The organism is Desulfoscipio gibsoniae DSM 7213 (assembly GCF_000233715.2).
In the GTDB taxonomy this organism is placed as follows: domain Bacteria; phylum Bacillota; class Desulfotomaculia; order Desulfotomaculales; family Desulfallaceae; genus Sporotomaculum; species Sporotomaculum gibsoniae.
The window spans coordinates 1,801,488-1,823,499 of sequence record NC_021184.1 but is presented as its reverse complement, the minus strand read 5'-3'; the positions used below and the strand labels follow the sequence as shown (position 1 = coordinate 1,823,499).

Annotated in this window: 21 protein-coding genes and 1 rRNA gene; 3 read left to right on the top strand and 19 right to left on the bottom strand. The window is 44.7% G+C overall.

Annotation, left to right across the window (positions count from 1 at the left end):
* Positions 1-10: 10 nt before the first annotated feature.
* The 5 genes from DESGI_RS08455 to DESGI_RS08435 form a co-directional block, all read right to left on the bottom strand.
* Complete coding sequence (locus DESGI_RS08455) at positions 11-1,027, bottom strand: hydroxymethylglutaryl-CoA lyase-like TIM-barrel protein (RefSeq protein WP_006522412.1); 1,017 nt, start codon at positions 1,025-1,027, stop codon at positions 11-13.
* A gap of 92 nt (positions 1,028-1,119) precedes the next feature.
* The gene (locus DESGI_RS08450) at positions 1,120-1,902 is read right to left on the bottom strand and encodes an enoyl-CoA hydratase-related protein (protein ID WP_006522411.1); all 783 of its coding nucleotides are present in this window, start codon (positions 1,900-1,902) and stop codon (positions 1,120-1,122) included.
* 65 nt (positions 1,903-1,967) lie between these two features.
* The gene (locus DESGI_RS08445) at positions 1,968-3,515 is read right to left on the bottom strand and encodes an acyl-CoA carboxylase subunit beta (protein WP_006522410.1); all 1,548 of its coding nucleotides are present in this window, start codon (positions 3,513-3,515) and stop codon (positions 1,968-1,970) included.
* 55 nt (positions 3,516-3,570) lie between these two features.
* Complete coding sequence (locus DESGI_RS08440; RefSeq protein ID WP_052544008.1) at positions 3,571-5,166, bottom strand: AMP-binding protein; 1,596 nt, start codon at positions 5,164-5,166, stop codon at positions 3,571-3,573.
* A gap of 149 nt (positions 5,167-5,315) precedes the next feature.
* Positions 5,316-6,467, bottom strand: coding sequence for an acyl-CoA dehydrogenase (locus DESGI_RS08435; RefSeq protein WP_006522408.1), 1,152 nt, complete (start codon positions 6,465-6,467; stop codon positions 5,316-5,318).
* A gap of 248 nt (positions 6,468-6,715) precedes the next feature.
* Between DESGI_RS08435 and DESGI_RS08430 the strand changes: the two genes are divergently transcribed.
* Positions 6,716-8,824 carry a sigma-54-dependent Fis family transcriptional regulator gene (locus tag DESGI_RS08430; protein WP_006522407.1) on the top strand — a complete coding sequence of 703 codons (2,109 nt, stop codon included), beginning with the start codon at positions 6,716-6,718 and terminating at the stop codon, positions 8,822-8,824.
* A 151-nt stretch (positions 8,825-8,975) separates the two neighbouring features.
* Here DESGI_RS08430 and DESGI_RS08425 read toward each other — a convergent pair whose 3' ends face one another.
* The 6 genes from DESGI_RS08425 to DESGI_RS25655 all read right to left on the bottom strand — a co-directional run bounded on the left by DESGI_RS08425 (position 8,976) and on the right by DESGI_RS25655 (position 13,462).
* On the bottom strand, positions 8,976-10,355 hold the full coding sequence (locus tag DESGI_RS08425) for a sodium-dependent transporter (RefSeq protein WP_006522406.1): 1,380 nt from the start codon (positions 10,353-10,355) through the stop codon (positions 8,976-8,978).
* A gap of 195 nt (positions 10,356-10,550) precedes the next feature.
* Positions 10,551-10,762, bottom strand: a 5S ribosomal RNA gene (gene rrf, locus DESGI_RS23015).
* Positions 10,763-11,011: 249 nt separating this feature from the next.
* Positions 11,012-11,467 (bottom strand): phosphate ABC transporter ATP-binding protein, encoded by a 456-nt coding sequence (locus DESGI_RS08420; protein ID WP_052543932.1) that lies wholly within the window; start codon positions 11,465-11,467, stop codon positions 11,012-11,014.
* 169 nt (positions 11,468-11,636) lie between these two features.
* Positions 11,637-12,749: an RNA-guided endonuclease InsQ/TnpB family protein gene (locus DESGI_RS08415; RefSeq protein WP_015617951.1), complete on the bottom strand. Its 1,113-nt coding sequence runs from the start codon at positions 12,747-12,749 to the stop codon at positions 11,637-11,639.
* Positions 12,724-13,128, bottom strand: a complete 405-nt coding sequence (gene tnpA, locus DESGI_RS08410) for an IS200/IS605 family transposase (RefSeq protein WP_015617950.1) — start codon at positions 13,126-13,128, stop codon at positions 12,724-12,726. Before tnpA ends, DESGI_RS08415 begins: the two co-directional genes overlap by 26 nt.
* Positions 13,112-13,462: a helix-turn-helix domain-containing protein gene (locus DESGI_RS25655; protein WP_245561199.1), complete on the bottom strand. Its 351-nt coding sequence runs from the start codon at positions 13,460-13,462 to the stop codon at positions 13,112-13,114. The genes tnpA and DESGI_RS25655 overlap by 17 nt, the downstream gene beginning before the upstream one ends.
* 316 nt (positions 13,463-13,778) lie before the next feature.
* Here DESGI_RS25655 and DESGI_RS08405 point away from each other — a divergent pair, with 316 nt between their 5' ends.
* Positions 13,779-14,582, top strand: coding sequence for an EFR1 family ferrodoxin (locus tag DESGI_RS08405; RefSeq protein WP_006524434.1), 804 nt, complete (start codon positions 13,779-13,781; stop codon positions 14,580-14,582).
* A gap of 255 nt (positions 14,583-14,837) precedes the next feature.
* Here the strand turns inward: DESGI_RS08405 and DESGI_RS08400 are convergent, their stop codons facing one another.
* Positions 14,838-15,407: a class I SAM-dependent methyltransferase gene (locus DESGI_RS08400; RefSeq protein WP_006524435.1), complete on the bottom strand. Its 570-nt coding sequence runs from the start codon at positions 15,405-15,407 to the stop codon at positions 14,838-14,840.
* A 146-nt stretch (positions 15,408-15,553) separates the two neighbouring features.
* On the opposite strand from DESGI_RS08400, the gene DESGI_RS08395 reads away from it, so the two are divergent.
* On the top strand, positions 15,554-16,492 hold the full coding sequence (locus DESGI_RS08395) for a helix-turn-helix domain-containing protein (protein ID WP_006524436.1): 939 nt from the start codon (positions 15,554-15,556) through the stop codon (positions 16,490-16,492).
* On the opposite strand, the gene DESGI_RS23780 is transcribed toward DESGI_RS08395, so the two are convergent.
* The 7 genes from DESGI_RS23780 to DESGI_RS08365 all read right to left on the bottom strand — a co-directional run bounded on the left by DESGI_RS23780 (position 16,473) and on the right by DESGI_RS08365 (position 21,996).
* Positions 16,473-16,661 (bottom strand): hypothetical protein, encoded by a 189-nt coding sequence (locus DESGI_RS23780; RefSeq protein ID WP_006524437.1) that lies wholly within the window; start codon positions 16,659-16,661, stop codon positions 16,473-16,475. The two genes, DESGI_RS08395 and DESGI_RS23780, sit on opposite strands and share 20 nt — an antisense overlap.
* 93 nt (positions 16,662-16,754) lie before the next feature.
* The gene (locus DESGI_RS08390) at positions 16,755-17,396 is read right to left on the bottom strand and encodes an exopolysaccharide biosynthesis protein (RefSeq protein ID WP_006524438.1); all 642 of its coding nucleotides are present in this window, start codon (positions 17,394-17,396) and stop codon (positions 16,755-16,757) included.
* A gap of 576 nt (positions 17,397-17,972) precedes the next feature.
* The gene (locus tag DESGI_RS08385; RefSeq protein WP_006524439.1) at positions 17,973-18,365 is read right to left on the bottom strand and encodes an FxsA family protein; all 393 of its coding nucleotides are present in this window, start codon (positions 18,363-18,365) and stop codon (positions 17,973-17,975) included.
* 23 nt (positions 18,366-18,388) lie between these two features.
* Positions 18,389-18,856 carry a pentapeptide repeat-containing protein gene (locus tag DESGI_RS08380; RefSeq protein ID WP_006524440.1) on the bottom strand — a complete coding sequence of 156 codons (468 nt, stop codon included), beginning with the start codon at positions 18,854-18,856 and terminating at the stop codon, positions 18,389-18,391.
* A gap of 157 nt (positions 18,857-19,013) precedes the next feature.
* Positions 19,014-20,231 (bottom strand): DUF418 domain-containing protein, encoded by a 1,218-nt coding sequence (locus DESGI_RS08375; RefSeq protein ID WP_006524441.1) that lies wholly within the window; start codon positions 20,229-20,231, stop codon positions 19,014-19,016.
* Positions 20,232-20,392: 161 nt separating this feature from the next.
* The gene (locus DESGI_RS08370) at positions 20,393-21,280 is read right to left on the bottom strand and encodes an alpha/beta fold hydrolase (RefSeq protein WP_006524442.1); all 888 of its coding nucleotides are present in this window, start codon (positions 21,278-21,280) and stop codon (positions 20,393-20,395) included.
* A gap of 110 nt (positions 21,281-21,390) precedes the next feature.
* A complete protein-coding gene (locus DESGI_RS08365) occupies positions 21,391-21,996 on the bottom strand; it encodes a TetR/AcrR family transcriptional regulator (RefSeq protein ID WP_006524443.1) in 606 nt (201 codons plus the stop codon).
* Between the last annotated feature and the right edge of the window lie 16 nt (positions 21,997-22,012).

The window sequence follows — 22,012 nt, the reverse complement described above, 5'->3', positions numbered from 1 at the left end:
ACATTCCCGGCTAAAACCCGGTGGGCTCCTTGGGAATACGCCCGGTCTTGATGCATTCGCTCCGCAGCCGGCGCCCCACAATCTTTTCCATGGTGCGGCCTATTTCCAGCACCCGGTTTACGTCTACCCCGGTGTCGATGCCCATCTCGTCCATCATTACCACCATGTCCTCAGTGGATACCAGGCCGACGATGTTGGGATCCTGGTAGTAATAGTCGCCCGTACCGGCCACGGGGCAGCCGCCGATGAAGTTGGTGGGCTGGCCGCCTATTCCGCCCATAGTGCCCTCAAAGTGGGTTATACCGGCCTGCAGAGCCGCCAGGACGTTGGCCAGGCCCCAGCCCCGGGTAACGTGGAAATGGGCCACGTGCAGTTCGGGGGTGGGGAGAGCATCCATAATCATGGAAAAGTATTCATAAACCTTGTCAGGGGGCGCCGAGCCGTCGTGATCCGCGTGCTCAATGTCGTCGGCGCCAATATCCAAGTAATACTTTGTAAATTCCACCGCCTTTTTCAGTTCGGTGGGACCCTCGATGGGGCAGCCCCAGATAGTGCTCACCGTGCCGCAGACCTTTATTCCGGCATCATGGGCCTTTTTAATGCAGCGTTCGCTTTCGGCCCAGTATTCCTTATGATCCAGGCCGGAGTTTTTGATCATGTGAGAGGGCGATGTGGATACCATCATTAAAATGCGATTAGGTCCGTAGCCCTCCTTTTTGGCCTCGATAGCCCGGTCCACCGCTCTTTCCCGGATGGTGATGGCGGTCATTTCCACATCGTCCAGTTTATCCTTTACCCGCTTGCTGGTGTGGATAGCTTTGAAGAGTTCGTTGGCATCGGCGAACTGGGGCATCCCCTTGGGGTTGCCAAAGTTTGAAACCTCGATGCGCTTGAACCCTGCCAGGATCAGCTCTTCCAGGCACCAGAGCTTAGCCCGGGTGGGAATAAATTTTTCTTCATGCTGAAAGCCGTCCCGCACGGTGATATCTCCAATAACCACTTTTTTTGGATAATTCAGTGAAAACAAAAAATCCCCACCTTTTAATTAATTAATTTTCCAACTACTAATTGGCAAAGTACTTTTTTAAAACACAGGATTTCTTAGCTGAAGAGGTTTTCTTACCTGGCCCGGTAAACCGGCTTTCGTTTCTCGTTAAACGCCCTCAGCCCCTCGTCCCTGTCCTCCGTGGCCAGGCAAACATTGTAGCACTCTGCTTCCAGGGCCAGGGCTGTATTTAGTTCCAGTTCCACTCCCAGGTTGATAGAACGCTTGGCCTGCTGCAGAGCAATGGGACCGTTCTTGGTAATCTCGCGCATTATTTCCATTGTCTTTTCCATCAATTTTTCCGGCGGCACTACGTGGTTGGCCAGGCCCAGCCGGTAAGCTTCCTGGGCCGGAATGCGGCGGCCGGTGAAAATAAGTTCCTTGGCCCGGGCCCGGCCGATCACCCGCGGCAGCAGCTGGGTGCCCCCGCCTCCCGGAATGATGGCCAATCCCACTTCCGGCAGGCCGAAGGCCGCTTTTTCCGAGGTTATAATGAAATCACAGCAGAGGGCGAACTCACACCCGCCGCCCAGGGCGAACCCGTTTACCACTGCCACCAGCGGCTTGGGGAACTGGGCCACAGCGGTAAAGGCTTTGACAAAGAGCGCCCGCTGTTTCTTCATTTGATCACGATTCATGTTTTTTCTTTCTTTGAGGTCCGCGCCCACACAGAAAGCCCTGTCGCCGGCTGCCGTGAGGACCGCCGCGAACACCTCGTTATCCAGTTCCAGTTCCTCAAGCACCGCCAGCAGTTCCCGGGCGGTCTGGGTACTGAGTGCATTCATGGCCTGGGGCCGGTTTATTTTTACTATGGCTATATGCTCTTCCCGGGCTATTTCGATGGTTTCGTACTGCACGGGGATCACTTCCTTAGCTTTAAAATATATTATCTTTTAACATTGTCACAGGCTGTCTCTTTCAATTAAACCGGGTAAACAGGGTGCCTGCGCTCGGCAAACCTGACGTCCTTTGATTCATAAAGCTTAAAGCGGCTTATCAATTCCTGGCGCAGGTCTTTCCCACTGACGATATGATCGACAACCAGTTCCGAGGCCAGTTTATAGATATCAATGTTTTTCATGTATTCCTCGCGTTTCTGTTTTATAAAGTCAGGTCTTTCTTCGGGCGGCAGCGCATTGATCTTATTCTCGTACACAGCATTAACCGCCGCCTCCGGTCCCATTACTGCTATTTGCGCGGTGGGAAGAGCCATGCAGCAGTCGGGTTCGAAGGAGGGGCCGCACATGGCGTACAACCCTGCCCCGTATGCCTTTCGTACTACCACGGAAATCTTGGGTACCGTGGCCTCGGACATAGCGGAGATCATTTTGGCCCCGTGGCGAATGATGCCCTGGCGCTCCACATCCGACCCGATCATAAAACCGGGGACATCCATCAAGAACAACAGGGGGATGTTAAAGGCATCGCACAGGTTCATAAAGCGGGCTGCTTTGTCCGCGGAGTCCACGAAAAGGACCCCTCCCTTTGCTCTGGACTGGTTGGCCAGGATACCCACCGTCTGGCCGTCAATGCGGCAGAGACCGGTAATTAACTCTGTAGCGAAAAGTTTTTTTATCTCAAACCAGCTTCCTGCATCTATAATCCGGTCAATCAGTTCGTACATGTCGAAGGGCTCGTTGGCTCGCCCGGGAATGATCTCTTCTATCGACCGGCCGTCATACGGCTGCTGGGCAATGGCCCTAGGTGGGGTACCCCGGTAGTTCTGGGGAAAATAGCCCAGGTAGGTACGGCAGGCCTGGATGGCTTCTTCTTCGTTTTTGGCCAGCAGGTCACCGCAGCCGCTGACGCTGCAGTGCATACGTGCCCCGCCCATTTCTTCCAGGCTTACTTTTTCGCTGATCACCATCTGGGCCATACGCGGCGATCCCAGGTACATGCTGGCATTTTTATCCACCATGAAAACAACATCACAAAAGGCCGGGATATACGCACCGCCGGCGGCGGAAGGGCCGAAAAGCAAGCAAACCTGAGGTATCATGCCGGACATTTTGACCTGGTTGTAAAAGATCCTACCGGCTCCACGCCGGCCCGGAAACATTTCCACCTGGTCGGTGATCCTGGCCCCTGCCGAGTCCACCAGGTAGAGCATGGGGACTTTCATATCCATGGCTATCTCCTGGATGCGGATGATTTTCTCCACCGTGCGCCAGCCCCAGGAGCCTGCCTTTACAGTGGAGTCATTGGCCATCACACAAACGGTACGCCCGTTAATTCTGCCGGTGCAGGTGACCACCCCGTCCGCCGGAAGATCTCCGGCCAGATTGTTGGCCCAAAGCCCATCCTCACTGTAGTGACTCTCGTGGTCAAGCAGCATTTTAACCCGGTCCCGGGCAAACATCTTACCTTTTTTTGTGTTGCTTTCATGGTATTTGGATTGCCCACCTTTATATATCTGTTCCACCTTTTCGTTTATTTCTTTTTCCAGGTTTTTGAGGTCATTTTCGTTCATGTTATTCATCTCCTTGTTTATGAGGTTCCAGGCATCTTTATTCTTTTAAATTGATTCATCTTCCCAACGCTTCTAACGCTTGTTCGCGAAGACGGAATTTCTGGATTTTCCCACTGGCTGTGGTGGGATACTCGTCAACAAAGATAAAAAATTTCGGTATTTTAAAGCGGGAAATTTTGCCGGTACAGAATTCCTTAAATTCTTCCACCGTGGCGGAAGTCCCATCCTTCAGCTGGATAAATGCCGCCACCTCTTCACCATATTTTTGACTGGGCACACCCACAATTTGAACGTCCCTAACCTTGGTGTGAGTGTATAAAAACTCCTCAATTTCGCGCGGGTAAATATTTTCGCCGCCGCGGATGATCATATCCTTGAGGCGTCCGGTGATCTTGCAGTAGCCGTTCTCGTCCATAATTGCCAGGTCGCCGGTATGCAGCCAGTTATCTTTATCTATGGCTGATTCGGTAGCTTCGGGCATATTGTAGTATCCCTTCATCACGTGGTAGCCCCTGGTGCATAACTCTCCCTGTATCCCCGGTGGCACTTCCCGGCCCGTATCAGGATCCACTACTTTCACTTCCACATTGGGTAGAGCTCTCCCCACGCTGCTTACGCGCAATTCAATGGGATCGTCCGTCCTGGTCATGGTTATGCCGGGGGAGGCTTCCGTTTGACCGTAAGTGATACATATTTCGCTGGCACCCATGGTGTTAACAACCGCTTTCATAACCTCAGTGGGACAAGGTGCCCCGGCCATAACACCGGTTCGAAGGGAGGCGGTGTTATATTTCTTATTTTTCATTTCCTCCAGCTCGGCTATAAACATTGTAGGAACTCCGTGAACGGCAGTACATTTTTCAACCTCAACAGTTTCCAGTACTTTAGCCGGGTCAAATTTCTCCACCGGAACCATCGCAGCACCTGTAACTGCACAAACCAGAGTACCAATCACACAACCAAAACAATGGAAGAAAGGTACGGGTATACATAACCGATCTTCAGAAGAAAAATTTAGGCATTCTGCCATACTCACTGCATTGCCTATCAAATTTATATGAGTAAGCATAACTCCTTTGGGAAAACCTGTGGTCCCTGATGTATACTGCATATTTACCACATCATCAGGCTTAGCGTCCTCCTGCCTTTTTTCCAGCTCTTCCTCACTTACATGGTCAGCCATGGTCATGATATCGTTCCAGTTAAACATCCCAGGGTAATTTTCCTCACCTATATAGATTACATTTTTCAACTTGGGTAATCTCTGGGATTTGAGCTCACCCGGCTTACACTGGTTCAGTTCCGGGCACAGCTCATACATAATGTTCACATACTCATCCGAATCTCTAACGCCACCAACCAGTATAATAGTGGTAGAATCTGACTGTTTGAGCAGGTATTCAAGCTCAAAGCTGCGGTAGTTGGTATTCACTGTAACAAGGACGGCTCCCATCTTTCCGGTGGCAAACTGGGTAATCACCCATTCCGGTACGTTATTGGCCCACATGGCTATATGGTCACCTGTATTAACCCCCAGGCGCATCAAGCCTTTTGCAGCCTGGTTGCAGACGTCTCTAAATTGGCGGTAGTTGTATCTTAGGCTGCGGAACGGGTAAACCAGCGCATCGTTCTCGGGATAGCGCTCCGCCATCTCATCAATAAGCTCTCCTATCGTAATCGTGCCGACTTTTGATTCCAAAGTTTCGCCTCCTTTATCAATGATCTAATAAAAATCCTTGTTGATGGTTCCTTTAGATAAAACCTTTAACAGCTAATTAATTACAAGGGCCCTGCTGTATCCTACCTGCACTCAGGACTCAGTAATTGACGGGCAATCACTATGCGCTGGACCTCGGATGTACCTTCACCGATTTCACAAAGCTTGGCGTCCCTCAGGTAACGCTCCACAGGAAACTCCTTCATGTAACCGTACCCACCGTGAATCTGAATAGCTTCCAGTGCCGCCTTGGTGGCGATTTCGGAGGCAAACAACTTGGAAATTGCAGCTTCCTTGGTGTACGGTAGATTATGGTCCTTGAGCCAGGCAGCCTTTAGGTACATCAGCCGGGCCAGTTCTATGTTCGCTGCCATATCAGCCAGCTTAAACTGGATGGCCTGGAACTTGCCGATGGGCTTACCGAACTGGTTTCTCTCCTGCGCATACTTCAGGGCGGCATCCAGGCAGGCCTGGGCGATGCCCACGGACATTGCCGCAATTCCAATTCTTCCGGCGTCCAGAACTACCAGGAACTGCTTAAAGCCCTCCCCCCTTTTGCCAACAAGGTTCTCTTTCGGAACCCGGACGTTATCAAAGAATAATTCCGTGGTATTGGAGCCGTGCAGCCCCAATTTTTCATAATTGGCATTCACGGTAAACCCGGGGGCATCGGTGGGGACTATAATGGCACTGATCCCGCTGGTACCTTTTCCCTTGTCGGTTACAGCTGTGGTGGTCACGAAGCGGGCAAAACTTGCATTGGTAATAAAACACTTTGTGCCGTTGATAACCCATTCATCCCCGTCAAGGACCGCAGTGGTCTGGGTACCTCCCGCATCGGAACCGGCGTTGGGCTCGGTAAGACCGAATGAACCCATACACTCGCCCTGGGCCAGCGGGGTTAAATACTTTTTCTTCTGCTCTTCGGTGCCGTAAAGGTAGATGGGCATACATCCCAGTGAAATGTGAGCCTCATAGGTTAGCCCTGTGGAGCCGCAGGCACGGGATATCTCTTCCAGCGCCAGTGAGTAACTGATGTAGTCGGCGCCCGCGCCGCCGTATTCTTCCGGGAAAGGCAATCCCATCAGGTCCATCTCCGCCAGTTTTTTCACGATATCCAGGGGGAATTCCCCTGCCTTGTCAATTTCGGCCGCACGCGGAACAATTTCACTCTGGGCAAAATCCCGTACCACATCCCTTATCATCTGCTGGTCCTTAGTTAAATTGAAATCCATAAGCAGACCCTCCTTTTTTTAGGAGCCATGGGGCTGGTCCTCATGACTTAATTTTGAAAATATTGTGCCTTTTCAAACAATTAAACCTATCGCTCTTCTAAATAACAATTTTTATGCCAGCGCCGGATCACAGGCCTTTCTGTTGATTTTCCAATTTGTTGACAGAATAATTAGTTCGCATTTGATTACAATTGTATTAAGATAAAATCAAGTGTGAATATTGTAACTATTCATGCAGGAGGTATACAATGGACAATGCCGGAACCATCTGTAACAATCTAACGGTTTTTTTGAAACCTGAGGACACTCTACAGGAGGCCATTGTCAGCTTTTCCCGGGCGCGCCTGGATGCAATCCCCGTGGTCAATGAAGAAAATAAAGTATTGGGGGTCATGACCAAGCACAACCTCTATAAAGCGCTGTTAGATAACTTGTCCCTGGATGTGCCGCTGGCCGATCTGTACACCCGCCCGGCCATAAAGGTACAAGAGGAAGACCCCTTTGAAAAAGTGTACATGACCATGGTAAGAAGAAGGATCGGCCAGGTTGTGGTTACCAAACACAAGGATAGGCCGGTTGGTATGGTAACAAAACTCAATTTAATAGAAAAATTACACAGCCGGAGTGAAAGGATGGCCGGGGAATTGGCCTCTCTGTTGAATGCCTTAGAAAATGGCGTGCTGGCCATTAACCGCCGAAAAATAATCACGGTACTCAACCCGGCAGCGGAAAAAATGCTGGGCGTGGAGTCCAAAAATATGCTGGGACGGGAAATTACCACCGTTCTTCCGGAAATTAAATTGAGCGACATACTGTTTACAGGTAAGATGGAAAACTGGACAAAGATCGCCGGCTCTCCCGGGCTGGTTGCCAGATATTTGCCCGTATTCCGGCACGGCCTTATCAACGGTGCCATTGCCGTACTGCATGACCTGAGAGAGTACGAGCAGGTGGCGCAGGAACTGGAAAGTGTAAAAAAGCTGCAGCAGACTTTTGCCACGGTATTGGAAATGGCTTATGACGGCCTGCTGGTAATTAACCAGAATGGAGTTGTTACCACTGTTAACCAGGCTATTTTAGAATTCCTTCAACTGAGAGAGGAAGATCTGCTGGGAAAAGAAGTACAGTTAATAATACCGGAACTGGAGCTGGAAGAAATTATTCAGACCGGCCTCAGGGACCAGGGTGACGTGCGGAGTATCAGGGGAGTAAGGTGTATCGTTAACAGGTTACCCATGATTCGCGACGGAAAAGTTATGGGCGCCGTGGCAAAACTGACTTTTCGCGACCTTCATCGCCTGCCGGATCTCGTCAACCGACTGGAAAAACTGGAGAACCAGATTTCTTTCTACCGCAATGAGCTGTCCCGGGTTTCCCGTAATGATATACACCTGGATGATATTGTGGGTGACAGTCCTGTAATCCAGCAGGTTATAAATATGTGCCGCCTGGCTGCCCAGAGTATCTCTACAGTTCTGCTGATCGGGGAAAGCGGTACGGGCAAGGGCATTTTTGCCAGCGCTATTCATAATGAGTCCCGGCGCCCGGGTCCATTTATCAAAATTAACTGCGCAGCTTTACCAGAAAACCTTCTTGAATCCGAGTTCTTTGGCTACGAGGGGGGAGCCTTCACAGGTGCACGCAAGGAAGGTAAACCGGGTAAATTCGAACTCGCAGACGGCGGTACACTGCTTTTGGATGAAATAGGTGACATGTCGCCCCTACTGCAGGCCAAAATTTTACGAGTACTGCAAGAGCGAGAGTTTGAAAGGGTCGGGGGCACTAAAACAATTAAAGTCAACGTAAGGGTCATTGCGGCCACCAACCGGGACCTGGAGCAGTTGATAAAAGAAGGAAAATTCCGGGAAGACCTCTACTACCGGCTGAACGTGATTACCGTGCGTATTCCTGCCTTACGTGAAAGAATAGATGACATACGCTCTCTGGCATCATATTTTATTGACAAGTACAACCGTATCTTGAACACCAGGGTTACGGGCCTTGATGCTGTAACCATACAGCTTTTAAGGAAGCATCACTGGCGGGGAAACGTGAGAGAATTGGAGAATGTAATCGAGCGGGCGTTAAATATTACCCAGAAAGGAAAAATAATACCTCTTCACCTTCCCCAATACCTGCAAAGTCCTTCTAACGAAAAAACCGTTGAAACGCAAGCAGCAACAGAAAAAGATAATATAGACTTGTTTTCCACCGTGGCCAGTGCGGAAAAAGAGATGATACTACAGGCCATTGAAAGGACGGAGGGAAACCGGACCAAAGCCGCCCAGTTGCTCGGCATCAGCCGGACCTGTTTGTATAAGAAGCTCAGACAGCACAACATCCGGCGTAAAAAATAACCCTTAAACACGCTTTTATCATGCGAAATTGCCAAAAATAACAATCGCAGCCATGACCGGACTGATAAGATAGCACCTTTATATATTGACTAGAATACAATAGAGATTCCCAAAGCAGCTCTCATGGAGCGCATGGAGCAGAATTATTGTTTTACATTAAACCAAATCTTTCTATATATCCAAAGATAAAAACAATCAAAATAATAAATGGCAGGATGTAGGTAAGATAAAATCTTGTTTTGTGCGGGACCTTAATCCCTACCCCTGTATTGGCTTCTTTTATGAAGTTTTTCCAGCCCCATCCATACCGGCTAACACAGAAAAGAACGTAAACAATAGAACCTAAAAGCAGAATATTATTGCTTACTATAAAGTCTTCCAAATCTAGAATATTAGTGCCCTCTCCCAACGGAGTAAAACCACTCCAAACATTAAATCCAAGTGCACACGGTAGTGATAAAATAGTGATGGCTATAAAATTGATAATTGCCGCTTTTTTTCTTGACCAATTAAAAAGGTCAATACCAAAGGACATAATATTTTCAAATACTGCAATAACAGTAGATAAAGCAGCAAAAACCATAAATATATAAAAAGCGGTACCCCATAATAGTCCAGCCGGCATAAAGTTGAAAATATTAGGCAGGGTAACGAAAACAAGGCCGGGACCGGTGCCGGGGTTTACACCAAAGGCAAAACATGCTGGAAAAATAATTAGCCCTGCCATAATAGCTACCCAGGTATCAAGAATTGTGATGTTTATGCCCTCTCCAAGCAAACTTCGTTCCCTGGAAACATAGCTGCCAAATATCGCCATACTTCCCATTCCAATACTTAGGGTGAAAAAAGCTTGCCCCATTGCTGCATAAATCATTGTCCAAAGACCATATTCCGCAATACTATCAATATTTGGTAAAAGATAAAAAGAAAGTCCTTCTATTGCATTGGGCAGGGTCAGAGAACGAATCACCAGGGCAATCAATATGATCAAAAGGAAAGACATCATAGTCTTGGTTATTCTTTCAACTCCTTTTTGCAGCCCTAGGGAACATACTGAAAAACCTAAAATACAAATTATAACCATAAAAAGTATACTTAGTCCGGCACTAGATGTAAGACCACCGAAAATTGCTTCTACTTCTGCCGGTGAACTGCCAACAAAATCACCTTTTAGCATAAAGAAAAGATAGGCCAACATCCAACCTGCAATAGTAGTATAGAACATCATTAATAAATAGTTTCCCGCTATAGCAAACCATTTATATTTGTGCCATTTACTGCCTTTGGGCTCTAAAGCATCAAAAGATGCGGCAACGCTTTTTTGACTTGCTCGGCCAACGGAAAACTCCATAACAAGAATTGGCAACCCAAGGATTACGAGAAACAAAATATAGGTAAGTACGAAAAGACCGCCTCCATAAAGACCTGTAATATATGGAAAGCGCCAAATATTACCTAGTCCAATGGCACAGCCTGCAGAGATTAGAATAAACCCTAACCGTGATGAAAATAATTCTCTTTGTTGCTGCATAATTTCTCTCCCTTCAAGTAAATGTTTCTTTGATAAAATTACCATAATATTAATTAGGGCCTACTGAACAACCCTAAATTAAATTATACTACTGCTGCGGGTTCTTCGGGACCCGCAGTTTGTATTTAGAGTAAAAAAAGGGCTACGCACTACGAACTATTTAGCTCGTTATGCAACAGCCCCTTTAAAAATTAATTCCGGCAACGACCTACTCTCCCGCGGTTTAAAACCCAAGTACTATCAGCCTACCCGTTCCACCCCTTCGGGGTACACGGCGGGCACAAGTCGAAGAGCTTAACTTCCGTGTTCGCATGCCTGTGCCCCGTAGGGGTATGCCCCGCGTGTGCCCCGAAGGGGTAGAGGGGTAGGATGGGAACGGGTGTATCCTCTCCAGTCTGGTCACCGGAAAACTTTATATAAAATTGTTAGGAAGCTAAAGCTAATTTTCAGATGCTTGGGACCTTCTGATAGCTTAGTTCCCTCAAAAATGCACAGCTTAGCAAGTGTATCATCATCTAGCGAACATTATCTACCACGTTAAACCGGAAAAAAAGGCTCTGGTTTCTTCCTTGTTCGGGTGATAAAACATAGCCTCGGTCATTCCGTATTCTACCACCTGGCCATTAGCAATAAATACTGTCTCTTGTGCCACCCTTTTAGTGAAAAAGATTGTGAGTTACAATAACTATGGTCAGTTGCGCGGACAGGTCAACCAAAAGTTTTTCAATAAGCAGTGTGGAGGCAGGGTCCAGATTGGAGCAAGGTTCATCCAGCAGTAGCACATCCGGCTCAACTGCCAGCGTTCGGGCGATGGCCAGCCTTTGCTTCTGACCACCAGACAGTTCGGCCGCAGGTTCATCCAGTTTATCCTTGACTTCATCCCACAGACCGGCCTGGAATAGGCATTTTTCAACTATTACAGGCAGTTGTTTTTTACTGGCCCCGTAATAGCGCGGGCCGAAAAGAACATTTTCCTTTATGCTTAAAGGCAGTGCCACCGGGGTTTGAAATACCAGTCCCACCTGGCACCGAATACCTGCTACATCTTTGCTAGCATATATATCGGTTCCGGCCAGTAAGATTTGGCCACTGCACCTGAAAGCTTTGTCCAATTCAGCTGTTCTATTTATACTCCGTGAACTACCCCTCCCTTCGCTCCGCTCAGGAAGGGGCTTCCATGAGCAAAACAAAGTTACGGAGTTTCCTGGTTCATAGTAGGTCCTTACTGCAACCTAGCTCCCCAGGCATATGACCGCCGTCCCAGCGGCACAGTTTTTTGAACTATGATGCTTTAGACTTATGTAGAATATTTATTGCTGCATTGTGGTCCCTGTCAAGGACAAGGCCACAATGTGGGCAGGCATGTATTCTTACCGACAGGTCTTTCTTGACAATACTACCGCACCGGCTGCACTCCTGCGTTGTCCCGTAAGGCGGTATTTTCTCCACCATCCTACCGGCACTCTCAGCCTTGTAGGTTAGCATGGAGATGAATTCGCCCCACCCGGCGTCGGATATGCTCTTGGCCAGTTTATGGTTTTGTACCATGTTTGTTATTTGCAAGTCTTCCACTACGATCTTGCCGTATCTCCATACCAATTGATCGGATATCTTATGGTGGAAGTCTTTGCGCTGGTGGCGTATCTTTTCGTGTTGCCTGGCAAGTTTATTCCTGGCCTTGGCTCGGTTCTTTGAACCTTTCTTCTTACGTGATAAGCTTCTTTGCAGTGTTTTCAGTTTTCGTTCGGATTTTTGCAGATGCTTGGGGTTGGCTATTTTCTCTCCATTGGAGAGTACGGCAAACTCCTTTATTCCCACATCCAGGCCAATGGTCTGCCAATTGGGGGAGAATAACACCGGGTATTCTTCCACCGCCAGTACGGCGTACCATTTGCCGGACTGTTCACGCTTTATGGTACATATCTTGACTTGACCGTGTATCTCCCGGTGCAAATCTATTTTAACCAAGCCGATCTTGGATAGTTTTAGTTTATCATTTTGGAACGAGGCACCAAGGCCATCGCCAAACTGGGTGAAGGTAAGGGATTTATACTGCCCCGGTCCTTTGTATCTGGGATAACCGGGTTTCTCTCCGGCTTGCACGCGACGAAAAAAGTTGTTGTAGGCGCGTTCCACGCGGAACAAAACCTCCTGGGCTACTTGCGAATGAACTTCTTTAACCTTCGGGTGCTTTGCTTTATCGGCTTTGAGAGTTTCTTGTTGTGCTATCCTGGTTAGCCCGTTGCCCGTGCGTTCATAGTAGTTTTTCCGGTCGGCCAGTGCCGAGTTGTAAATTATACGGCAGGTGGTCAACCAATTAGTTAGCTTACTTTCCTGCTCTTTATTTGGGTAGATACGAAATTTGTAATTACGGATTTCCTTGGGACTGGACATATTTTTTGACATCCTCCAGTTTCACCTCCCCCACAGTGGATAAGAAATAGCTTGGCGACCAGAAGTTGCCGCCCCAAAGCTCTTTTTTATTTTCGGGATGATCTCGGAATATCAGCCTGGCTGAAGTGGACTTTAAGGAGTTGATGAACTTGGAAAGCTGAACTTCCGGTTTTGATGCAAAGATAATGTGGATGTGATCCCTATCAGTTTCTTGCTCAATTATCTGTACACCAAACTTGCCGGCTATGTCTTGGTTTACCTTCTTTAGATACTCTGATATTTCCGGCGTGAGAACTTTGCGCCGGTATTTGACGCAGCAGATGTAATGGAAACGAAGGGAATATACTGAATGACAGCCTCTATCAAGTTGGTATTTCATGGCTATATTGTAACAACAGAACCAAAATAAGACAAGGGTTCCTGGAAAAACAAGGCCCGCCTCTCATCCCCGCCCTTCGCCCTCGCTTCGCGAGCAAGGAAGGCTCAGGACGGGGACTTCCCGGCGGGAAAGTTAAACTATCCAGAACATGTTGAAGTATTGGACTTACTGTTCCCTGGTATCCCGGTATATCGGCCGGAAGCGGCTGGTTCGCTAAAAGGTAAAGATGAATGCGTTCTTGTTTATCAAGCAATAAAACTTTAGACAGGCTTTCTATTACTTGAGTTGAAACACGAATAGACCTTCCTTGTTCAAGCCAGGTATACCAAGTTATGCTAATACCGGCTAACTGTGCTACTTCCTCCCTCTCAATCCAGGAGTACGCCGGCGGGTTGCTGTTGTTGAAAGCCCTACTTGTGATGGTAAAATTTTTGCTCTTCGCGTTTTTAAAAAATCGGCCAGTTCTTTATATCGATATTTCTCATTATTCAAATTCATCATCATCTATCTATTATAATTTATACCAGTATAATTTTACTCCTATTAACATTATAAAACTTGTATTACTATGAATTCGAGAAACACTTGTAAAGCAAAAAAAAAATTCTTATTTAACTGCAGAAAGTCTGCAGATTCAAAGGAGGATATCGATGAAAATAAAATCACTGAAACTGGTTTGTTTTTCACCTACCAGGACAACAAATGTAATTATTCAAGGTATTGCGAGGGGAATTAATCAAAGCACCACTATGGAAATATTAGATATTACCAAACCAGATGCGAGAAAACAACAATTACAAACATCAGAAAATGAATTGCTTGTTGTTGCTGTGCCAGTTTATGTCGGAAGGGTGCCGACTCTTGTAAATGAATGGCTTAATACGATTGAAGCTCATAATACGCCTACTGTATGTGTTGTCGTTTATGGTAACCGTGATTATGACGATGCACTGCTTGAGCTTAAAGGAATTTTGAAAAAACGTGGATGTATACCGATCGCCTGTGCAGCATTTATTGGGGAACACTCCTTTTCTAGTTCCGAAACGCCAATTGCCGTAGCTCGTCCTGACGCAAGCGACTTAAACCACGCAGAATTTTTTGGGCGTAAAATTAATGAAAAAATACTATCTATTTCATCAATCGATCAAATTTCTGATATGAATGTACCGGGCAACTATCCCTATAGAGGAGAAACGAAGACATGGATTGTTGATTTTATAGCAGTTAGTGATCAGTGTACGCAATGCGGAGTTTGTGCAGAGGAGTGCCCTGTTGGGGCTATCGATTTTGAAAATAGTTCTGTGATTGATACGGAAAAATGTATCTTATGTTGTGCTTGCATTAAGCGCTGTCCCCAAAATGCCAAAACAATGAAACCTGGCCTGGTCAAAGACGCTGCAATAAGGGTAAGTGAAAAGTTTAAAGAACGAAAGGAACCAGTATTCTTTTTATAATTAGAGGGACAGGCCCTCTATGGGATGTCCTCTATGGGAGGATCCGGAAAACCGGTTAGGCTTTCCGGATCTTCACCGAGTAATTACGCCTCCATCCATCCCATTTGGATTCCTTGTTGCATGCCTTTTTCAATACCTTTTTGGATCCCTTTTTTTTCACCTTGGTCAATCCATTTTATCTGAATATTAACGATCTAAAACTGTTTCTCCTGCTTCATGAATCACGCCGGGTGCAAATAAAGACAAATTCAGTTTTTATGGCTTGGTCCCACCAAAGATGGCAAAGTTAAAATACCGCCAATGGTAACCGACATGGATAAAGCCAATTTCTTTGAGCCAATTTGTTTGTACCTCCACCGGTGCCGGGATATCCTCGTCTAAATATCTATTAAACCATTTTTCATCGTCTTCGCCATTACTTCTTATGTACTCGCGCCAAAGGTAATGATACCTGTCGGTTAATGATGATGATTCTCCCAGTACCACTTCCCTGTTAATAAAAACCCCTCCCTGGTTGAGGGCATCATAGATTCTTTTATAAAGCCCGGGTTTTTCCGTGTCATCAAGATGATGGGTAGATAATCCGGATACTATGATATCGTATCCGCCACCAAAATCATCAGAACCAAAGTTCCCTTGAAATAAGGTTAGTCTGTTCTTGTAAACGCTGAGATTCTGGGAACAGGCGGCGAGCATGTTCTCAGCCATATCAAATGCCACCACCCGTGCATTGGGAAACGCAACTAATATGAGGTATGATAAAATTCCGGTCCCACATCCTAAATCCAGTACTTTGACAGCTTTCGACCTTTCAAAGGGAATCATGGCCAGGATGGTTTCATTTTGTTCGTGGTACTAGTCAAGCATTTCCTCCGATTTGGCACAGACACTGTTAATGCAGGCAACAATAAAAAAATTCTTGACTGTTCCCCAAGGTGATGTATTATATTCATACTCGCGGGGGGATGGAAATGAAAATCAGTGCAGTGCAAAAATATACAGCCCTTACCAAAAAGGCTATCAATTATTACGAACAAGAAGGTCTAATAAAACCCATTGTCGATTCCAATAATGGTTACCGGGAGTATTCACAACATGATGTAGATGCCTTAACACAAATATCTGTATTGCGTCAATTTGATATGCCAATTAAAAAGATTAAAGAAATCATAGCCGAGCCTGACAAGCTAAAAGACTTTCTGGAACAACATTTGGAAAGACTGACTGATGAAGCAAGAAGAATAGAAAGGAACAGGTATATTTTACAATTATGCCTCAAAAGCTTTGACAGTTTTAACGGATTGCAGCAGTTGACCAAACATTTATCAGCATTAAATAAGGCTATGGAAATGGATGGACGTAACAGGGAAGGTTTTATGAAAAACCAGTTGCAGCGTATTTTCCCGGGCAACTTTGGCAGGATGCTGATTGCATATTACAGTCCATTTCTAAACGAACCCGTGGATACTTTAAAAAAGGAAGAAGCCTGGATTAAAATAGTCCAATTCCTTGATGATATTGATGATATTGAGTATTCGGATGATATGAAAAAAATTTATGAACAGCTAACCGAGGAAGACTTGAAAAAACATGAACAATTTATTGCCGAGGACATAAAAAAATGGCTAAACATTACTAAAGAGGAATTGTATTTGGAAAAGGAAAAAATTACCAAAGACATAAAAAACTTGATCGCCAGTCCACAAGTCAATGTAACGATGCTAAGTTCGATTAAATTGTCCGGAGAATTGAAAAGTAAAATTAAAAGCTTGGGTTACTACGAAAATTTTGTGGACAACTTGAAAATTCTAAGCAGTGATTTTCGGGAGTATTCTCAAAACAGGCTCAAGTTTACTGAAAGTTTAAATTTAATTATCGATGAGTTAGGAATTACCGAGGGGCCAAAATAGCCCGGATGGAATAACAAAGCCCTGCGTCCACCAGCGCCGGCTCGGTGCCGCCGTCCATAAGGTAGAGACAACAATCACGTTCATCCGTTATTTGGGGCCCCCCTACGATGTACATACCTTCAGCTTGTTCTTTACAACTTTTAATTTTACAAATTGGCAATTCTTCCAATAAAAAGTCCTGGGCATAGGAAGATAAATCTTTAATCTGAATGGGTTCTTTTGATATTTGCGGATATTATTTTCTAAGTGGTAGATAAGCCTTCTAATCTAGAAGGCTTGGGTTTGCTTTTAAGAAATCACTAATCTCTTCAAGCACAAATTCCGATCCGACGTATAAAGTAGAGCCGATAAAACTCAAAGCTAATAAGCTAAAGCTCATGTTAATCCAGAGTAATCTACGGTTGCTGTTTAAGATCGTTAACCCCATCAGAATTATAATTACGGCAGGAATGGTATTCAAAAATGGCGTCGGCAACATAATTAGCATGCTCATGAGCACTACAGCCAATGATGCCAACCGAATCTCCGATTCGTTAAGCATATTTGGTTGGCTGCAATTTAAGAAGTACCTTTCTAATCTTGCACACAAAGGCAGCGCTTTAGCATCAATTTTCCTGATAAGCGTCTGAGATATCTCCCTTTTACCAATTGCTTTAGGTACCCACAGAGTGGTTCTCCCCAACATTCTTTGAAAGGACCAAACGCAAAGAAGAGCTGCCGGAATAAAACCTATGCCTGGAGGTAAGGGGATAGTTAACGGTAACGCCATAACTATAAACATCAAACCAAAACTTTGAGAACCGAAAGCATTGATTAAATCCTCGACGGTAAGGATACATTCTTTCTTTCCAATGGTATCGCGAATTATTTCGCTTGGAGGTTTAGATCCTGACGGACAACTCATTTTAATAGCTGACTCCTTTCTCCTTGCATTTACCCTTGGTAAGTAAGATTAAACTAAATAATATGGGAATAATTTGGCGTAAGCCAGGCCCCAAAACTACTCGAGCATAGGTATAAGTAATGTTTTTTTTCTTCGTTTAGAACAATTTTATCGGGAATGTAATATATCTATTCCTTTTCTAGTACTATTTCTGTTTGAAATACCATAATGGAGTGAGCATTGTTCTCATCATCTTTGCCCTCCATGTTACTTCTACGTATTATCTTAATATTGGTGCTTTCCCTTGCATCCATTGTTTAGATAGGGGCGTAATTATTATGACCTTAACATGATTTAACATCGTTTGTAAAGATCCTATAATTGATTTTGGAGTACCTTCTCGGTCATGCTACCCTATCAAACCTTGAAGACGGATCGTAAGAGAACGTAATAAGTTACCTTGCTCGGGGAGGGTCCGGAAAGCCTAATCGCTTTCCAGATCCCCCCGAGCAATGTGTGACAATAATCTCTCTTAGGTATGACGTAAAAAATCCAAACGTTTGGATTTCCTTCGGCATATGTTCAGACCAGCTTTACTTAACGCTGCCAGGTGTAAACTGTGCCGCTGTCCAATATTTGTTGAATGTAGTGCCGGGCGGCGCTCTTTAACCAGCCTCTGGTAAGCGGTACCAGCAAAGAAAATCCGAAAAGGTCTGTTAGCAAGCCCGGGGTAATTAAAAAAGCGCCGCCTACCAAGATAAAAACTCCGTCAATTAGCTTATTGCCGGGAAGAATCCCCTGTTTAATGTCTTGCTGCATCCGATTGAGCACGTTCAAACCCTGCGATTTTGCCAGCAATACTCCGGCAAACCCGGTAGAAGCCACGATTAGAATGGTCGGCAACATTCCAATCAACCCGCCCAATTTAATTAGAATCCATAATTCCAGCAGAGGAACCAAGGTGAATAGTAAGAGTAGTTTAATCAACATTACTGTATCTCCCTTCACCATAGTTATTTGCTGATGAGCGGAAATTCAATCTTAGACGATTCAGTAAAATCAATGTGATCAAATAAAACATCAATCATTTTCGTTTTATTGAAATATGAATACTGAAGATTTGATTGTTCAAAAGTTGTTTGCTTTACAACCGTATCGCTCATATCTATGCCAATACATTTACAGGATACAAATCGGCATCGCTCAAAATAGACTCCAGAAAATTTACTGTTTGACAAGTCACAAGATTGAAATACAACATCAACAAAACTTGCTTTTTCAAAGTTGCAACCATGAAAAGTACAATTCTCGAAAATACCCTTTCGGATTTCAATTTTAAAAAATGCCGCGCCTTCAGCTTGTTCTTCACAACTTTTAATTTTAAAAATTGGCAATTCTTCCAATAGGAAGTCCTGAGCATAGGAAGAAAAATCATCAATCTGAATAAGTTCTTTTGGTATTTGTGGACGCTTTATATTCATATTGTTATTTCCTTTTAGATTAACGAGCTGACCTCGCTATAGTTCTCATACATAGGGGAAACTCTAGAAAGCCTAACCGGTTTTCCAGAACCCCCCAAAGAGGGCCTGTTCAGGATATAAGGATACGCCATATGGGGTTTTTGCCATAGGCTTTTGTCTAAGTTCTTTTAAACGGTTGCAATTTTCCATACGTCAGTGTTCTCCATAGCCATTCCATGGGACCGAAATGATAGTGCTTCATCCAATAGCGGCTGAAATACACTTGTAGTATGAATATAAAAAATGTCAAAATAATCCCCAAAGCAGGACCAACTCGGCCAAATAACCCCAGCCCATAACCGTAGAAGACGGTGGTGGCAATTATCGACTGCAGCAGGTAATTGGTAAGCGCAATTCTCCCCACATCTCCCAGCGGGCTCAGTGTTTTGAACCAGTCCGGCTTTTGCAATAAGAATATGATCGTTGTTATATAGAGAAAACAAAATGCCGCACCACCGATAACCGTCCCTGTCAAATAGTAAAACTGACTGGACATAAATGAAGTTCCCAGCAAGTTGTATTTACCGATAAATTGCAGAAAAACAAAAGGTATTCCCACTATGAGGCCCCATACCCATATTTTTTTCAACAATGGCCCGTTAATATTAGCGTCCTGGATCAAACGCCTTTTGGCGGCATACGTACCCAACAAGAACATGGCCAGGACCTGCGGGGCCATGATGTACATACCCCCTGCCACGAATGAGAAATCGGCCAGTCTTTGCCGTGTGATCTCCATAAAGCTGCCTTGACTATAAACTTGCACCGACGTTTGCACTTGCTCAAAGTCTTGACCGGCTATGTCCGCATCGCCGATTGCAGCAACCAGGACAGTTAATCCGCCCATTATGACAATGGGTATAATGATAAGCATGGCGGACCAGATCAGTAACGTTTTTTCATTTTTATTCCTGAACAATAACAAAAACAACCCTATCACCGCGTAAAAATGCAGGATATCCCCCCACCACAGCAGGGTTATATGCATAATGCCGAAAAGCAGCAGTACCAATATCCTTCTCACATACAGCTTAACAACCGGTTTACCCTTTTCCCTGACACGCTCCATGAATATGTAAAATCCGTACCCGAATAAGAATGAAAAAATGGTGTAGAATTTTCCTTCGGCAAAGGTGGTAATAAAATAATCTGCCAGTATGTCGCCGGTTGTTGTCCACCACTGCGTTTCAGTCAGGTTAATATAAAGCAGGGGGGCCATAAACAGCAGCATGTTAACAAGCAGAATTCCCAGCAGGGCAAAGCCCCTGATTATGTCCAAAGTGACGATCCTCTCTTTACCGGTAACAGGAATTAGCTCCCCGGTTCCATTTATCATCAAAATTAGTACCTCCGACCGCAAGCAGCGGCTGCATGTTGTGGATGGAGGGGAAATATCCCCTCCATCTGGAGACCGCCATGCTTTCTAATTAATTCACTTTACATAGCTTTGAATTTAAGAAATCGTGTTTTAACATTGGCGTCCATTGTAAAACTGGTTTACGCACTAACTAAAAGATAATCAATAATTTCTCTGTTAATTAACTTCGGCTGTTCATGGTTAATGGCATGCCCAACATCTTTTATAATTTTATAATTTAAATTATTATCGTTCAATATTTTTATAACTGCTGGATGATATATCACTCTGTCGCTGTCACCGATCAGAAATAGCGCTTTATCCCGGAATACGGACATTGCTTCATTATCAAAATGTATCACTTTATTTTTTGAAACCACGCTATATTTCAATATATATAACCAATGCTTCATCATCTCTTTGTTTAGTGAGAATACATCAGAGTTTGGACCAGTTAGTTTTTGAAGTAGCTTTACCGCATTTTCTTCGGTAGGATTTAAAATTTCCGGCAAAAAAACTTTTACACTTCTTAGTATTAGTAAATGGGACTTTATACCTTTTACAGAGGGATAGTTGGCCATACAAACAATCTTACTTACCCGGTCCGGGTTTCTTGCTGCATAGGCCAGTGACATGTAACCACCGTATGATACCCCGGCTATGTTGGTTTTGTTAATATTTAATGCATCTAATATGTAATCTACCCATACAGCCAAGTCGAATTTTTTAAGATAACTCTCGTTAGGTTCACTTTTTCCCGCCCCCCCGAGAGAATCTACAGCCATTATATAAAAATGTTTTACTAATTCCTGTATGTTAAGTAACCACATCATTGCCGAATTATCACCAGTGCCATGAAAAAGTAAGAGAGGGGGATTTGCCCGGTTACCTGAGATAATGACATGAGTTTTCCCATACCCGGTTTCAATATCCATTTCCTCTTTATCAACTTCCCATCTTTCCAGCAGTCTGTTATAAGACTCATAAATCAGTTGTTTTCCTTCCATGCTTTTGAATCTTTTTACCATTTAAATACCCCCCTGTTTTATTATTTTTCAAAAGACGCAATTAAACTGATGTCATTCCTTATTAACAAAATTAACATACTGACCGTTCGGTATAATAAATTTTAAAAAAATTATGTGTTTTTACTTGTACTTATACCTTGTAAGAAAACGTCAGTTCCTTTGCGAAAAAATGCTTTCATAACGTCACAATTCATATTCAAGACATAACAACTATGGCTTAATCCTGTATGTAAACTTACGAAAATACCGGCCAATTCCTTGGGATCATCATTTTTGAACTCGCCCCTGGCGATCCCCTCTGACATGAGTTTTTCGTAGCCTGCAAGAAAGTTGTTAATAATAGCTAAAAATGTTTTACCGGCTTCCGAATTAGCTCCCACTTTGCTAAGAAACTCTTCCCCGGCTTTGTTCATCGGTTTTTGGAAGTTATCAGCTTTATAGTCTGCGTATGCATAAAGTTTATTGGCAACCAATTCATATTGAGAGGATATTTTTTCCCACTGCTCCCACCATTGCGTGAAGGTTTGTTCCGCCAAATTGAGAAATATATCTTCTTTGTTTTTAAAATGGTAATAAATGCTGCCTTTGCTACAGCCCGTAGCGTCACAGATGTCTTTGATGGAAGTGCCGGTGTATCCCTTTTGGGAAAACAAGATCTTAGCCTGGTCAATGATATGCTGCTTTGTTTGTTCTCCTTCGTGTCTGCGTTTAGTCATGAACCCGCTCCTTTTG

Coding starts and splice junctions, on each gene's coding strand:
- DESGI_RS08445 (WP_006522410.1), bottom strand. CDS start 3,515: ATGAACGAAAATGACCTCAAAAACCTGGAAAAAGAAATAAACGAAAAG.
- DESGI_RS08440 (WP_052544008.1), bottom strand. CDS start 5,166: ATGGCGGAGCGCTATCCCGAGAACGATGCGCTGGTTTACCCGTTCCGC.
- DESGI_RS08435 (WP_006522408.1), bottom strand. CDS start 6,467: ATGGATTTCAATTTAACTAAGGACCAGCAGATGATAAGGGATGTGGTA.
- DESGI_RS08430 (WP_006522407.1), top strand. CDS start 6,716: ATGGACAATGCCGGAACCATCTGTAACAATCTAACGGTTTTTTTGAAA.
- DESGI_RS08425 (WP_006522406.1), bottom strand. CDS start 10,355: ATGCAGCAACAAAGAGAATTATTTTCATCACGGTTAGGGTTTATTCTA.
- DESGI_RS08415 (WP_015617951.1), bottom strand. CDS start 12,749: ATGTCCAGTCCCAAGGAAATCCGTAATTACAAATTTCGTATCTACCCA.
- tnpA (WP_015617950.1), bottom strand. CDS start 13,128: ATGAAATACCAACTTGATAGAGGCTGTCATTCAGTATATTCCCTTCGT.
- DESGI_RS08405 (WP_006524434.1), top strand. CDS start 13,779: ATGAAAATAAAATCACTGAAACTGGTTTGTTTTTCACCTACCAGGACA.
- DESGI_RS08400 (WP_006524435.1), bottom strand. CDS start 15,407: ATGATTCCCTTTGAAAGGTCGAAAGCTGTCAAAGTACTGGATTTAGGA.
- DESGI_RS08395 (WP_006524436.1), top strand. CDS start 15,554: ATGAAAATCAGTGCAGTGCAAAAATATACAGCCCTTACCAAAAAGGCT.
- DESGI_RS08390 (WP_006524438.1), bottom strand. CDS start 17,396: ATGAGTTGTCCGTCAGGATCTAAACCTCCAAGCGAAATAATTCGCGAT.
- DESGI_RS08385 (WP_006524439.1), bottom strand. CDS start 18,365: ATGTTGATTAAACTACTCTTACTATTCACCTTGGTTCCTCTGCTGGAA.
- DESGI_RS08380 (WP_006524440.1), bottom strand. CDS start 18,856: ATGAATATAAAGCGTCCACAAATACCAAAAGAACTTATTCAGATTGAT.
- DESGI_RS08375 (WP_006524441.1), bottom strand. CDS start 20,231: ATGATAAATGGAACCGGGGAGCTAATTCCTGTTACCGGTAAAGAGAGG.
- DESGI_RS08370 (WP_006524442.1), bottom strand. CDS start 21,280: ATGGTAAAAAGATTCAAAAGCATGGAAGGAAAACAACTGATTTATGAG.
- DESGI_RS08365 (WP_006524443.1), bottom strand. CDS start 21,996: ATGACTAAACGCAGACACGAAGGAGAACAAACAAAGCAGCATATCATT.